General features: G+C 66.6%; 17 protein-coding genes. 6 read left to right on the plus strand and 11 right to left on the minus strand.

The window, feature by feature from the left end:
- The first annotated feature begins 7 nt into the window (after positions 1 to 7).
- Entirely contained in the window at positions 8 to 595 is a 588-nt protein-coding gene (gene ldrP, locus EBI04_RS11455; RefSeq protein ID WP_135257556.1) for a transcriptional regulator LdrP, read from the plus strand.
- Here ldrP and EBI04_RS11460 read toward each other — a convergent pair.
- From EBI04_RS11460 to EBI04_RS11475, 4 genes are read right to left on the minus strand one after another with little or no spacing between them, the layout of a single operon-like run.
- A complete protein-coding gene (locus tag EBI04_RS11460; protein ID WP_135257557.1) occupies positions 592 to 1851 on the minus strand; it encodes an alpha/beta hydrolase in 1260 nt (419 codons plus the stop codon). The two genes, ldrP and EBI04_RS11460, sit on opposite strands and share 4 nt — an antisense overlap.
- Positions 1852 to 1895: 44 nt before the next feature.
- Positions 1896 to 2771, minus strand: coding sequence for a R2-like ligand-binding oxidase (locus EBI04_RS11465; protein ID WP_135257558.1), 876 nt, complete (start codon positions 2769 to 2771; stop codon positions 1896 to 1898).
- A gap of 16 nt (positions 2772 to 2787) precedes the next feature.
- Complete coding sequence (locus EBI04_RS11470; protein WP_135257559.1) at positions 2788 to 3504, minus strand: class I SAM-dependent methyltransferase; 717 nt, start codon at positions 3502 to 3504, stop codon at positions 2788 to 2790.
- 49 nt (positions 3505 to 3553) lie between these two features.
- Positions 3554 to 4219: a DUF4397 domain-containing protein gene (locus tag EBI04_RS11475; protein WP_135257560.1), complete on the minus strand. Its 666-nt coding sequence runs from the start codon at positions 4217 to 4219 to the stop codon at positions 3554 to 3556.
- A gap of 563 nt (positions 4220 to 4782) precedes the next feature.
- Here EBI04_RS11475 and EBI04_RS13855 point away from each other — a divergent pair.
- Positions 4783 to 4917, plus strand: coding sequence for a hypothetical protein (locus EBI04_RS13855; protein WP_276605483.1), 135 nt, complete (start codon positions 4783 to 4785; stop codon positions 4915 to 4917).
- A gap of 148 nt (positions 4918 to 5065) precedes the next feature.
- On the opposite strand, the gene EBI04_RS11485 is transcribed toward EBI04_RS13855, so the two are convergent.
- Together EBI04_RS11485 and EBI04_RS11490 are read right to left on the minus strand one after the other, a co-directional pair.
- Positions 5066 to 5407, minus strand: a complete 342-nt coding sequence (locus EBI04_RS11485; protein WP_135257561.1) for a type II toxin-antitoxin system PemK/MazF family toxin — start codon at positions 5405 to 5407, stop codon at positions 5066 to 5068.
- Positions 5398 to 5637 (minus strand): ribbon-helix-helix domain-containing protein, encoded by a 240-nt coding sequence (locus EBI04_RS11490; RefSeq protein ID WP_135257562.1) that lies wholly within the window; start codon positions 5635 to 5637, stop codon positions 5398 to 5400. The genes EBI04_RS11485 and EBI04_RS11490 overlap by 10 nt, the downstream gene beginning before the upstream one ends.
- Positions 5638 to 5853: 216 nt before the next feature.
- Between EBI04_RS11490 and EBI04_RS11495 the strand changes: the two genes are divergently transcribed.
- Positions 5854 to 6177, plus strand: coding sequence for a heavy metal-binding domain-containing protein (locus EBI04_RS11495; RefSeq protein ID WP_135257563.1), 324 nt, complete (start codon positions 5854 to 5856; stop codon positions 6175 to 6177).
- Positions 6178 to 6253: 76 nt separating this feature from the next.
- On the opposite strand, the gene EBI04_RS14020 is transcribed toward EBI04_RS11495, so the two are convergent.
- The 5 genes from EBI04_RS14020 to EBI04_RS11520 form a co-directional block, all read right to left on the minus strand.
- The gene (locus EBI04_RS14020) at positions 6254 to 6415 is read right to left on the minus strand and encodes a DUF3060 domain-containing protein (protein ID WP_135257564.1); all 162 of its coding nucleotides are present in this window, start codon (positions 6413 to 6415) and stop codon (positions 6254 to 6256) included.
- Between the two features lie 118 nt (positions 6416 to 6533).
- Positions 6534 to 7940 (minus strand): multicopper oxidase family protein, encoded by a 1407-nt coding sequence (locus EBI04_RS11505; RefSeq protein ID WP_135257565.1) that lies wholly within the window; start codon positions 7938 to 7940, stop codon positions 6534 to 6536.
- A 57-nt stretch (positions 7941 to 7997) separates the two neighbouring features.
- Complete coding sequence (locus tag EBI04_RS11510; RefSeq protein ID WP_135257566.1) at positions 7998 to 8387, minus strand: DUF302 domain-containing protein; 390 nt, start codon at positions 8385 to 8387, stop codon at positions 7998 to 8000.
- A gap of 138 nt (positions 8388 to 8525) precedes the next feature.
- Positions 8526 to 9179 (minus strand): peptidase M4, encoded by a 654-nt coding sequence (locus tag EBI04_RS11515; protein ID WP_135257567.1) that lies wholly within the window; start codon positions 9177 to 9179, stop codon positions 8526 to 8528.
- Positions 9176 to 9415 (minus strand): SHOCT domain-containing protein, encoded by a 240-nt coding sequence (locus EBI04_RS11520; protein WP_135257568.1) that lies wholly within the window; start codon positions 9413 to 9415, stop codon positions 9176 to 9178. Before EBI04_RS11520 ends, EBI04_RS11515 begins: the two co-directional genes overlap by 4 nt.
- A gap of 99 nt (positions 9416 to 9514) precedes the next feature.
- Between EBI04_RS11520 and EBI04_RS13640 the strand changes: the two genes are divergently transcribed.
- The 3 genes from EBI04_RS13640 (at position 9515) to EBI04_RS11530 (ending at position 12078) form a co-directional block, all read left to right on the plus strand.
- Positions 9515 to 10030, plus strand: coding sequence for an urease accessory protein UreH domain-containing protein (locus tag EBI04_RS13640; protein WP_276605484.1), 516 nt, complete (start codon positions 9515 to 9517; stop codon positions 10028 to 10030).
- 42 nt (positions 10031 to 10072) lie between these two features.
- Positions 10073 to 10339 (plus strand): hypothetical protein, encoded by a 267-nt coding sequence (locus tag EBI04_RS13645; protein ID WP_240695306.1) that lies wholly within the window; start codon positions 10073 to 10075, stop codon positions 10337 to 10339.
- A gap of 125 nt (positions 10340 to 10464) precedes the next feature.
- Positions 10465 to 12078, plus strand: coding sequence for an SSO2105 N-terminal domain-containing protein (locus EBI04_RS11530; protein ID WP_135257569.1), 1614 nt, complete (start codon positions 10465 to 10467; stop codon positions 12076 to 12078).

A 12078-nucleotide genomic window follows, 5' to 3' on the forward strand; every position in this document is an offset into this window, starting at 1 on the left:
GGTGGCCATGCGGACCCTTGCCCGAGGCGCTGCCGTGTACCGTTCGGGGGACGGGGGGGATACCCTCTACCGCCTGGAGTCGGGGCTGGTGCGGGTGGTGGAGCTGTTGGCGGACGGCCGCTTCCTCACCCTACGGCACGTGCTACCGGGGGACAACTTCGGGGAGGAGGCGTTGGAGGGGAAGCGGTACCGCTACGCTGCCGAGGCCATGACGGAGGCGGGGGTGCGGGGGTACGACCCACAGGGGATGGGGCCCGAGGAGCTCCGGCAGGTGGCGCGGAACCTGGCCCGGCAGATGCGGCGGGTGCAGGCGTACGAGACCCACCTGCAGACGGGGGAGCTTCGGGCGCGGATTGCCCGGTACCTGCTCTTCCTGGTGGACACCCCGGCCTGCTTCCGGGACCAAGGGGGGCTTTATGTGGTGGTTTCCCACGAGGCCATCGCCCAGGCCACCGCTTCCACCCGGGAGTCGGTGTCCAAGGTGTTGTCCGACCTGCGGCAGGAGGGGCTCATCGCCACCGCCTACCGCAAGGTGTACTTGCTTCGGCTTGGAGCCCTCGAGGAGGAGGCCCAAGGCGCCTTGGAGGCCGCCTAGCGCCCCTCCAGGTAGTCCAAGAGGGCCCGGGCGGTCCGCCCCTCCCGTTCCGTGAGGAGGTCCAGGTGGGTGAGGTTGGGCAGGATTGCCGCGCGGGCGGGGGTGTTGGGGAAGGTTGCCCCCAGGCGGAAGTCCTCGGGCCGTGTCAGGAGCCCCCGCCCCGCCCCCAGGGCCAGGACGGGGTAGGGGAGGGGCCTGGGCTTGAGGTCTTCGGCCACCAAGGGGTAGCCCGCCACCTCCAGGAGGAGCCGGTAGGGGAAGTACCACTCGGAAAACCCGGTCTCCGGCCGGGCGAAGGCCAAGAGGAAGGCCCTGGGGTCCGTGGCCTCCCCCGTGTCCCACCACTCCACCAGCCTGCCCCTGGGCCCCCGCACGGTGAGGACCGGCCGCCCCTGGAGGAGGCCCAGGAGGCTAAACCCCTCCCGGGCCCAGGCCCGGCCCACGCTCACGCTGAAGATGGGGAAGAGGCTGTAGTGGTCGTCTACCCGCAGGAGGGCCCGGGCCTCCCGGGTGGCCCGGTAGGGGCCGAAGGGTACGGGCTCCAGGGGGCGCTTGGCCGCCAGGAAGGCCTCGGCCTCCGCCAGGGCCAGGTCCTGGGGCCCCAGGAAGGGCAGGCGGAAGACGGGGTCAGCCCGGCCCTGGAGGAGGTCCTCCAGCCCGGGGAAGCGGCCAAAGGGGGTGGAAAGCCCCCTCGCCAGGGTCTCCCGGTCCACCTCCCGGCCGATGGCCCCCTGGGCGAGCCGCAGGCTCCCGTCCAGGAGGACAAGGCCCCGGAGCTTCTCCCCGTGGCGGAAGGCGTAGAGGGTGGCGAGGCTCGCCCCCAGGGAGTGCCCCGCCAGGACCACGGGGGCCCGCTTGCGGGCGGCCTCCACCGCCAGGTCCAGGTCCTTCAGGTGCACCTCCAGGCCCCAGTCCCGGAGGGGGGAGAGGTCGGGCTCGGGGAGGCTTTGGTAGTAGGCCAGGGGGTCTTGGGCCAGGAAGCCCCGGCGGTCCTCGAGGCCGTTGGCCCGCCGTTCCCAGGCCCAGACCTCCAGCCAGGGGGCTTCCCGCCGCAGGTGCTCGGCCAGAAGGGCGAAGTTGGTGCTCCCCCCCAAAAGGCCCGGCACCAGGAGGAGCACCGCCTTCGGGGCCTCCGCCTCGTAGACCAGGGCGTAGCTCTGGTCCAGTTTCGGCCAGCCCGTGGGGGCTCCCGAGAGGGCCCGGTACTCCTGGGCCAGGGCCAGGCCCAGGGAGAGGAGGAGGGCGAGGGCCCGCATGCTCCCATCTTGCCAGAGGGGGCGGGAGGGGTTTGCGGGGGGGCTTACAGGCCCGAAAGGGCCCGGACTCCTAGGGTCCTGGCCCGCTCCAGGACCCGCAGCCGGTGCTGAAGCTGCCCCGAGGCGTAGGCGAAGAACTCCTCCGGGGTAAGCCCCAGGGGGGCCCCGTCGGGGTAAGCGGCGAAGAGCTCCCCCACCACCCCCATGGCCTCGGGGAGGAGGAGGGCCAGGCGGCCTTCCACCACCTCCCAAAGCCCGGGGTCTGCCTCCAAGTGGCGGGCGATGAGGTAGAGGCCGTAGGCGATGTGCCGGCTTTCGTCCTCCCTCACCCGGGCGATACCCTCCAGGGTCGCGGGCATGGCCCGCTCCGCCTCCCCAAGCCGTTCCGCCAGGCGGGAGAAACCCTGGTAGCCGGTTTCCGCCAATACCCCCTCCACCACCACGTTGTAGGTGAGGGCCGCCGTCACCTGGGCCTCGGGGTTCCCATCCTCCCAGAGGCGCTCCATGGCCTCGGGGAGGAGTTCGCCGAAGAGGCGGCGGTAGTGGGGACCGTGGTAGCGGGCCAGGCTTCCCTTGCGCCCCGCCACCTCCTCTAAGAAGCGGGCGAAGAACTCCACGTGCTTGGCCTCTTCCAGGAGGAAGGTGGTCAGGTACATCTCTTCCTCCAGCCGCCCTTCCCGGGCTATCGCCCCCAGGAGGGGCAGGAGGTCCAGGGTCACCGCCTCCTCTCCCCCTAGGAACAGGCTTGCCAGGCGCAAGAGGAGGTCCTGGCCCTCAGGAGGGAGCTGCAGGAAGGTCCTCCGGTCCTCTTGGAAGTCCAAGGCGGCAGGGTCCCAGAAGCGCCGTTTGGCCTTGTGGTAGAGGCGCAGGGGAAACCCCGCCTCGAGGCCCCTTTCCACCGCGCGGAAACCGACACGCATGCTTGCCTCCTTGGCCTCAGCTTACCTCGGCCTGCAAAAGGGCCAGGGCCCCCCGCCGCTCCAGGCGGGGGTGGAAACCTACCCCTTCCAAGAGGCCGAGGAGCGCTGCCTCCCCGGGGCGGAACAGGCCGAGGGTGGGTCCCGGGCCCAGGAGGAGCATCCCGAAAAGCCGCCCCCCCGGCCGGAGCACCCGCCGGGCTTCCCGGGCCGCCTCCAGGGGGTCTAGGAACTCGTTCCAGGTGGGGCCGATGGCCACCCCTCCGAAGACCCCTTCCCAAAAGGGGAGCCGCTCCCCGTGGCCCAGGAGGTAGGCCCCAGGCCGCCGCCACCGGGCCACCCGCAGGAAGGCGGGGGAGGGGTCCAGGCCCACCGCCTTTTCCCCCAGGGCCTCCCGGTAGACCCCGGTGCCCGTGCCCACGTCCAGGAAGGGCCCCCCGGTGGGCCCAAGCCAGTCCCGGAGCCGGGCGAGCTCCTCCCGGAAGGAAATCCTGCCCCCGGAGAGGAGGCCGGTGGAGCGCCGGCGCCAGGCGTCGTAGAAGAGGGGGATGGGGGGAAGGCGGTTGACGAGCCAGAGGTGGGGCCGTTCCCGCCCCGCGCGGAGGTCCAGGAAGCCTCCCCGGAAGGGGTAGCGGGCCCCGCAGGCGGGGCAGCGGGCCTCCCGCCCCACCTCCAGCCCGCCCCGGCACCGGGGGCAGGCCAGAAGGGGGCAGAGCCAGGGGGGAAGGGGTTCCATGGGACAAGAGGAAGTCCCCCGGAGGGCCCGGGGGACCAGCGGCCTCTGCTTAGCGGTTCCCGCCCAGGGTGGCCGCGTCCACCACCGGCACCACGGTGAGGGTGCCCCCCTGGACGCTCCCCACCGCGAAGACGGTGTAGGTCTTGCCGCTTTCCAGCACCACCCCGGGAAGCTCCAGGGCCACGGTGGTGGTCCCCGCCACCCGGACCTCGAGGTCGTACCGCCCCGCGGGCACCACCAGGTACTGGCCCGCCCGGGGGAAGGGGAGGTTGCTGAAGAGCACCGGACCCCCCTTCACCGCCACGTCCACCGCCGGGACATCGGGGGAGGTGTGCACCACCCTAACCCGAGCGTAGCCCGCCCGGGGGAAGAGGCCGGCTAGGGCGTCCGTGTAGACTTGGGGCCGGATCTGGGCCAGGAACCCGATGGCGGCCACGGTGTAATAGGCCCCATCCTTCAGGTCCAACTCGGCGTCGATCACCACCGGGGCGTCCTGTCCTGCAGGCACCACCTGCACCCGCACCTTGGCCGCGGGCAGGAGGAGGTAGGGGGTTACCTGTTTGAAGGCCAGGTTGGTGATGGCCCGCTGGCCGTTCACCAGGATGTCCACCGCTGGGGCGTCGGGGGAAAGGTGGGCTACCCGCACCATCGCCCCTTGGGCCAAGGCCAAGCCACCAACCGCGAGCGTTAGCAAAAAGCCGAGAAATCTTTTCATGCTTTACCTCCCGCTTTAAGTTTAGAGAGGGTTTGCCTGTGGAAATTTTGTCCAGCATACGAATATCCGGTTCCAAGGGGGGCAGTGGCCGAGGGGCCGTCCTCCAGTTCGTCCTCCACTAAAGGAGCCATTCCCCTCAAGCCGCCCTTTTCCCACGCTCATAAAGGGACGAGGCCTCCTTAAGGGAACCCTGCAGGAAGGGCAGTTCCCGCCTTGCGGTCAGCCCCTCCGGGGTGAGTACCAGGGCCTCCACGGGCACGGGTGCCTTTCTACTGGGCAGAAGCTTTTGGGAGTGGTAACAGATGTGGTTCACGAGGGGACATTTGGGGTAGGGGCCCCAAAGAGGCCAACCTTGGCTGGCGGGGAGGTAGGAGGTGGAGACGGTCTTTGGTGTGCTGAAGGCCGATGGGGTTGGTGGAGGCGGTGAGGAGACGCCCCCGTCCTGCCCGGGTGGAAGGCGGTCCGGAAAGGAGCGTGGGCTCATAGGCTTTTCCATCCCGAGCGCTGCCTCTACGGGTTCTTCCTTTTGTGAACCTCGAGGCGATTGGCCTTACCATGAGGGCATGACCGGGGTGGAAATGGACTACTGGACCAAGTGGGCTTTGGCCCTGGCGTACCCCTTGGCCTTCCTCCTTTTCGCCTCCAGCCTGGCGGAGTTCTGGGCCTGGCTGGACGAGAGGGAGCGCCGGGGGCGTTGAGGGAGAAGCGGGTTCTCTGGCCTAGAGCCCAGGTCCACAAGTGGCGGAGGAGGCCCTCTAGGCCTCACCAGGTTTTGGAAGACCCGTGGGCTCTGGTTCTCCTGCGCCGGGTGCTGGGGTTTTCCACCTCCTGGGGCAGCATTGCATCTTACCCGAGTCCGAGGTGCTCCCGGAGGCGGGCATCAAGGGCCTTCTTGAGGTGAGGGGGTAGGCTGCCCAAACCCCGCAGGATGCGCCTGCGGTGGATATGCCTCAGAAGCTGCACCTGGGCTTTGCTGTCTCGATCCAACCCCGTCTCTTGGGCGGGAAGGAAAAGCTCAAAGGGATACACCCGGATCACGTTGGAGGTAAGAGGCACCACCACTACCACGGGGGAAAGGGCATTGGCGATGTCGTTGGTCACCAGAATGGCCGGGCGAACCTTGGCCGCCTCTCCCGGCCTTCCTGGATCAAAATCCACCAGGAGGATATCGCCCCGTCTCAGCTCCAAGGAGATTCCTCCAAGGTTTCCCGCAGGCCCGAATCTATCCAGGGGTCTTCTTGGAAGTCGGGATCCTCAGCCAAGGCCCGGTAGCCTTCCCTTAGTTCGGACTCGCGCAGGCGCTTCAGGGCCAGGGCGAAGACCTCGCTCCGGGAAATGCCCAGTCGCTGGCGCACCTCCTCAGCGTATTGGGCCAGTTCTGGGCTCAGGCTCACCGTGAATCGCGCCAAAGTCTTCATACCAATCATCTTACTTCAAGAGCAACTGGACTTTCCCCTAACACCCTCGCTTCCCTTGTGAAAGTTGCTAGCCTGAGAAGAGGCTCGCATGGCCCTAGAGGAGCAAGATCTTCTCGAAGAATCGCATACCCATTGCAGGATCCAAGGTGACCCCGCGAGGGCGGAGGGTGCCCATGGCCTGGCCAACCGGTGCGCAAAGCTTAGTAGCATAGGGCCATGATCCTGACCACCACTTCCCTGGTTGAGGGGCGGCGCGTGGAGCACTACCTGGGCATCGTCTTTGGGGAGGCCATTGTGGGGGCCAATATCTTCCGGGACCTCTTCGCTTCCATCCGGGACATCGTGGGTGGGCGGAGCGGGGCCTACGAGGCGGAGCTTCGCCGGGCCCGGGAGCTGGCCCTGGAGGAGTTGGCGGAGAATGCCCGCCGCCTGGGGGCGGATGCGGTGCTCGGCATCGACGTGGATTACGAGGTGCTGGGCCAGGGGAACTCCATGCTCATGGTGACGGCAAGCGGTACAGCCGTAAAGCTGGCGCCGTGATCGTGGCGGTTGGTGAGGTTTGGCCTACAAAGCCAGGGGCAACGCCCCTGGCTTGCGGTTCCACGTGAAGAACAACCTAGCGACGGGGGCTCACCTTGCTGTTTAACCCTGTATTGCTGACCTGGAGTTTGCGGTTGCTCGCTCCTTGCCGCCGGGTGACCGTGTTCATAGCCCCCGTGACCACGATGTGCCTGACGCTTTGAATGTCCACCACGTTGCCTACGCCCCTGATCTCCACCCGCCCTGGGACTTCCCACCTCCCAGGAAGCGATCCCGGAACATCTCCGGGGTATGGCCCGCATGCCGGTCATGGGCCTGGGAGGGGGAGGCGGGGGGAGGATGGGGATGGGGGTGCATTAGCCCACCTCCAGCACCCCCATCATGCCCCGGTCCTCGTGCTCCACGATGTGGCAGTGGAAGACGGTCTTCCCGGGAAGGTTCCGAAGGGGAACCAGAAGGCGCACCACCTCCTTGGCCTTCAGGTTGACCACGTCCTTGAGGGCGCGGTAAGGAAGGGGCTTCCCGTTCACCGAGAGGACCTGGAAGGGGTGGGTGTGGAGGTGGAAGGGGTGGTCCATGTCCCCTTGGTTGTCCACCTCCCAGACCTCGAGGTCCCCCGCCCGTCCCTGGAAGTCCACCCTAAGGTGATCAAAGGTTCGGCCGTTGATGAAGAACTCCCCGGCCATCATGTCCTCCGTGAGGGTGAGGCGCCGGGTCGCCCTGGCCTGGTTGGGGTTGAGGGCGGGCAGTTTGGCCAAGGCCTTGGGCAGGGGGAGGGGTTTGGGGCGGGGCGGGGCCACCAGGGTGAGGAGGGTTTGCGGGCCGCTGGGGCTTGCCCCCATGGACATCCCCCCGTGGCCCATGTGCTCCATCCCGCCCATCATGTGGACCCCGCGCTCGTAGGGCAGGGCGAGGAGGCGGAAGGCCCCCTCCTTCTGGAAGCGCACCAGCACCTCCGCCCGTTCCCCGGGGGCCAGAAGGAGTTCGGGGACCTCATAGGGTTCCTCCAGGAAGCCCCCGTCGCTGGTGATGAGGTAAAGGGGGTGCCCCTCCAACTGGAGCCGGAAGTAGCGGGCGTTGCTGGCGTTCAGGAGGCGGAGACGCAAGGTGGCCTTGCCGGTCCGCAAGGTGGGGCGGGAGGCCCCGTTAACCAGGAGGAGGTTGCCCTCCTTGCCGTTGATCCAGTCCATGGGGGCATGAGGCGCAGGCCGGCCTCCCACAAGTTCCAGGTCCTTTAGCACCAGAAGGTGCTCCTCGGCTTCCCTTAGCTCAGGGATCCCGTCCAGCGGGCTTTCCACCAGGATGGCCCCCGCCAGGCCGGCGAAGAGCTGGGGGGCCACCCGCCCGTGCAGGTGGGGGTGGTACCAAAAGGTGCCCGCCAGGTCCTGAGGGACGGTGAAGGCGTAGCTCCAGGTCTCCTTGGGCGGGATCTCCAATAAGGGGTCGTCCACCTTGGGGGAGATGGGAAGCCCGTGCCAGTGCAGGTTCGTGGGCTCGGGGAGGAGGTTTTCCAGCTCGAGGCGAACCGTATCCCCGGGGCGTACCCGAAGGGTAGGCCCCGGGAAGCTGCCCCCGTAGGTCCAAAGCTGGGCCTCCCGTCCCAGCAGGGAAAGGGGAGTGAGGGCGGCCCTCAAGCGCACCTGCAAAAGGCTGTCCCGGCTTCGGAGCACCGGGGGCTCGGGAAAGGGAGCCTGGCCCCTGGCCAGGGGGGAGAGGAGGAGGCCTGCGGTGAGTTTTAAAAGGGTTCGGCGGTCCGCGTTCATACCTCCAGAGGGTAGGGGAGGTTTGTAAAGGAAGTATAAAGGTCCCTTTTGAACCCCCTAGAGTTTGGCCAGGGCTTTCTCCAGCCGGCTTCTGGCCTCTTCCACCACCGGTTTCAGGGCCTCCTGCTTTTCCTGAGAAAGGACCTGGAACATGCCCTTGGGGTCCTGGAGGAGGATTTCCACGCCTTCCCCGCCTTCCCTGAGCACGGCGTTGCAGGGGAGGAGGAGGCCGAGGTCGGGTTCGGCCTCGAGGGCCTTGGCGGCGAGGCTCGGGTTACAGGCTCCCAGGATCAGGTAAGGAGGCCTTTCCAGGCCCAGGCGGGCCTTAAGGGTGGCGGCCACGTCGATTTCCGTGAGGATGCCAAAGCCTTCCTCCTTCAAGGCGGCTTCTAGCCAGGCCCGGGCCTCGGCCAGGCTGGCCTTCAGGGTTTTCCTCAAGTCCGTCATGGTACCCTCCCTACCTAAAGTGTAGCGGAGCCCAAGAGAAAAGGCTTTTCGTGAAAGACATATTGAGCGGTTTATGGGGGTATGGGAGGTCCTAGGCCCCTGCCCGGGGCGAAGGCTGCGGGCAGGGGCCCCCTAGCCTTACTCCCCGAGGAAGAAGCCGTGCCAGGTGTGGACCCAGACCTCCCCCGTGTAGGCGTTCACGGAGAGCATGCCCTCCACCTCCTTGCGCCCGAAGTCAAAGGTGTAGTACCCGGGGAAAGCCCCGGCTTCCAGCACCTGGGCACCCGGGAGGTAGCCTTTCAGGAAGGTCTCGGCCAGCTTCCTGGCTTCCGTCAAGGGGAAGCGGACAGGAGGCTGCACGGGCCCGCCCATCATGCTGTAGCGGGTGTTCCACATCATGTTGGGGCCAGGTTCTGGGGAAACCACCCCCGTGTAGCGATCGGCGATGAGCTCAAAGAGCCCCTGCCCCTTCTCGTCCACCACCTGGGCGTAGTAGTTTTGGCTGAAGGCCATGAAGTCCTTAAGGCGTGCCCCCGGGTAGATGCGCCTGGCGTAGGCTTCCATCCGCGCTTTGGCCTCTTTCTGGGGGATGGGCCGGGCCTCCGGAGGGTAGACCCCCATCATGCCCATCATCCCCTGGCCGCCCATCATGCCGTAGCCCATCATTCCCGGACCGTACTGCGAGCCATAGCCCATCATCCCCGGACCAAAACCCCCCATCATGCCCTGGGTGAGGGCAAGGCCTAGAAGCATAAGGGCCAGAACTCCTAAAGTTAAACCGTAGCGTTTCATGCTCCACCTCCCTTTTCCAGTTCCTTGCGTAACCTTTTGTAGGTTTCCTCGTCCAGCTCGCCCCTGGCGTACCGGAGGCGCAGGGCTTCCAGAGCCGCATCCTTTCTCGGCTCCCCGCTTCCCCGTTCCCAGGCCCGAAGGCCCAGGTACAGGAGAAGCCCCAAGAGAGCCAGCACCAGGAGCATGTTGAGAAGCCCGAAGAACCACCCGAAACCCATGCTGCCCCAACCCATCATGCCCACGATCCACCTCCACCTGTACCCTAGGCCGGTATTGTTAAGCTGGCATAAAGGGGTTTTACCGGCGCTTAACGTTTGGCCCTTAAGCTGGTGGGCATGCGAAGAGGGCTGCTGGCGCTTGGTCTTGCTGTCCTAGGCCTGGTGGGGTTGGCCCTGGGAAGCGGGCTGCTGGAGGAGGTTTCCCGAAGCCTTTACCGAACGGCCAACACCCTGTACGCTCTCTTGGCTCCCTGGGTGGATGGCCTGAGGCGGGAGGTGGGGGTTCCTTGGCTTTCCGCTTTCCTACTGGGGGTCTTGGCGGCCTTTGCTCCCTGCCAGATCACCACTGGGGCCAGCGCCCTGGCCTACTTGGTTCCAGCCGCCCTCGAGGGAAGGGTCTGGCTCAGGTTTCTGGCCTTTCTTCTGGGGAAGGCCTTCACCTACCTGGTGCTCGCCGGGGTGGTTCTCTTCGTTTTGGGCGGGACCCTGGCCAACCCCGAGGCCATCTTCCGCCCGGTGCGGCTGGCCCTGGGGCCCTTTATGGTCCTGGTAGGCCTGGGTCTTTTGGGGGTGGTGCGCTGGCCCCTGGCCTGGGCAGCACCGGAGGACTGGGCGGCCCGGGTGGGGGCGTGAGGTGGGCTTCTGGGGCCCCTGGCCCTGGGTGGGGTTTACGGCTTGGCCTTCTGCCCTACCCTCTTCTGGCTTTTCTTCGGGCTTCTACTCCCTTTGGCCCTGGCTTCTTCCTTTGGGTTTCTCTTTCCCCTTCTCTTCGCCCTGGGGACGGGCTTTCCCCTGGGTTTTCTGCTCCTCCTTTTCACCCGCATGGGCCGGGGCCGGGCCCTCAAGGGGATGCGCCAAGTGAGAAGCCATCTTCTAAGGGGTGCAGGGGCAGTCTTCGTGGCCCTGGGGATTTTGGACACGGTGCTTTACTGGAACCTCTAGCATGGGAGGGTGCGAACAGTTGACCCCCAGCCCCCCTTTCCCCACCCCACACCAAACCCCGCTCCCAAATCCCGCCATTCCCTACAACCTCCCTTCGTACAGGGCAAAAGGCTTAGCCCCCTAGAATGTTCCCCAGGGGTCTAGACGTGAAGGGGAAGAAACGCAAAGGCAAGGGCAAAGGACCCCAGTCCTTCGTCGGCCTGGAAGCCCTCCTCGTTTTTCCTGACCACGGGGACCATGTGGCCACCCTGGACCTCATGCGTCGCTTCTCCGCCGCCTTCCGCTTCGCCTACAACAGGCTTCTGGAGGGAGAAAAGCGGGAGGATCTGAAAAAGGAAGACGGCCCCCTCTGCACCCTCCTCGGCCTCAACACCCGCTACGCAGATGACGCCATCCTCAAGGCCAAGGCCCTCCTGGCCTCCCAGAAGGAGCTTGGGGAAAACCCCCGCAAGGTGGTGTTCGGGGGCAGGAAGCTTTTCCGGCAACTCTCCCGGCTCAAGAAGAGCAACCTGCCCCTTTACGAACGCCGCAAACGGGAGTGGCGGGAAAGGCGCAAGGGGATGCTCTACGCCCGCGGGGACCGGAGCAAGGGGGGCAACCTCAACCTCCGCCTCCTGGTGCGGGATGGGGCTTTGTGGCTCCGCATCAACCTGGTACACCGCCCTGCCTGGGCCCTGGTGAAGGCCTCCCACCCCCGCCTTCACGAACTCCTCTCCCGGGTCTACGCCGGGGAGCCCTACAATGTGGAGCTCACCCTGCGGGAGGGGAAGGTGTATGCCCTCTTCACCTGGGAGGAGGAGCTTCCTCCCCTGGTGGTCAACGCCCAAAGCGGGGTTCTGGCCCTGGACGTGAACGCCGACCCCTACCACCTGGCCCTGGCCATCGTGAACCCGGATGGGAGCCTGCGGCGCTACCTGACCCTCTCCCTGGAGGGGGTGGACCGGGCCCCCAACAAGGGGGCCAAGGAACTTCTCCTGTGGCAAATGGCCCACCAGGTTGTTTCCCTGGCCTGGGAGGAGGGGGTAGCCCTGGCCACGGAGAGGCTGAAGCACCTGCCCAAAGGGAAACGGGGAGATGGTTCTGGCAAAACCTTCCGCCGCAACGCCCACCGCTTCGCCTACCGCTCCCTCCTGGGGAAGGTGCACGCCTTGGCCCGGAGGCGGGGCATCCAAAGCCTGGAGGTGAACCCCCAGGACACCTCCACCATCGGGATGCTGAAGTACGCCCCCCTTCTCTCCCTTTCCAAGGACGTGGCCGCGGCCTATGTCATTGGCAGGCGGGCCCTGGGGTTCAAGGAGGAAATTCCCAAACACCTCAAGGCCCTCCTCCAGGACCCTTCCTTCCACGAACACACCCGGCGCTTCTACGAGGGGAGGATTGCCGAGCTAAGGACGAGGAGCCGTCAGGAGAGGAACCGCTACCTCAAGAAAAAACTTGGGCGGGAGCTTGCCCAAGCGAGGAAGGCTCTCGCCACCCTGCAAAGCCCACAGGGTGAGCCTGGGAGCCCCGAGGGGTCCACCGGGGGAAGGAACCCCCGGGGCGGCAATCCCTGGCGAGCCCTGCGGGTAGGCCTTTTCCTTCCCCTCCTCGGGCGTAGGGTGCCGAGGGACCTCTCGGCCCTGAAGCCCATCCTGCATGGATCGTGGGAGGGGTGGAGGGGAGGCTTAGACCCCCATCCTGGTAGAGGGTCGGCCGCTGCGACTCCATTCCCACATGTAGAAGGGGGTAGTGGTGGCTAG

Source organism: Thermus caldilimi (genome assembly GCF_004684245.1).
Classification (GTDB): Bacteria; Deinococcota; Deinococci; order Deinococcales; family Thermaceae; genus Thermus; species Thermus caldilimi.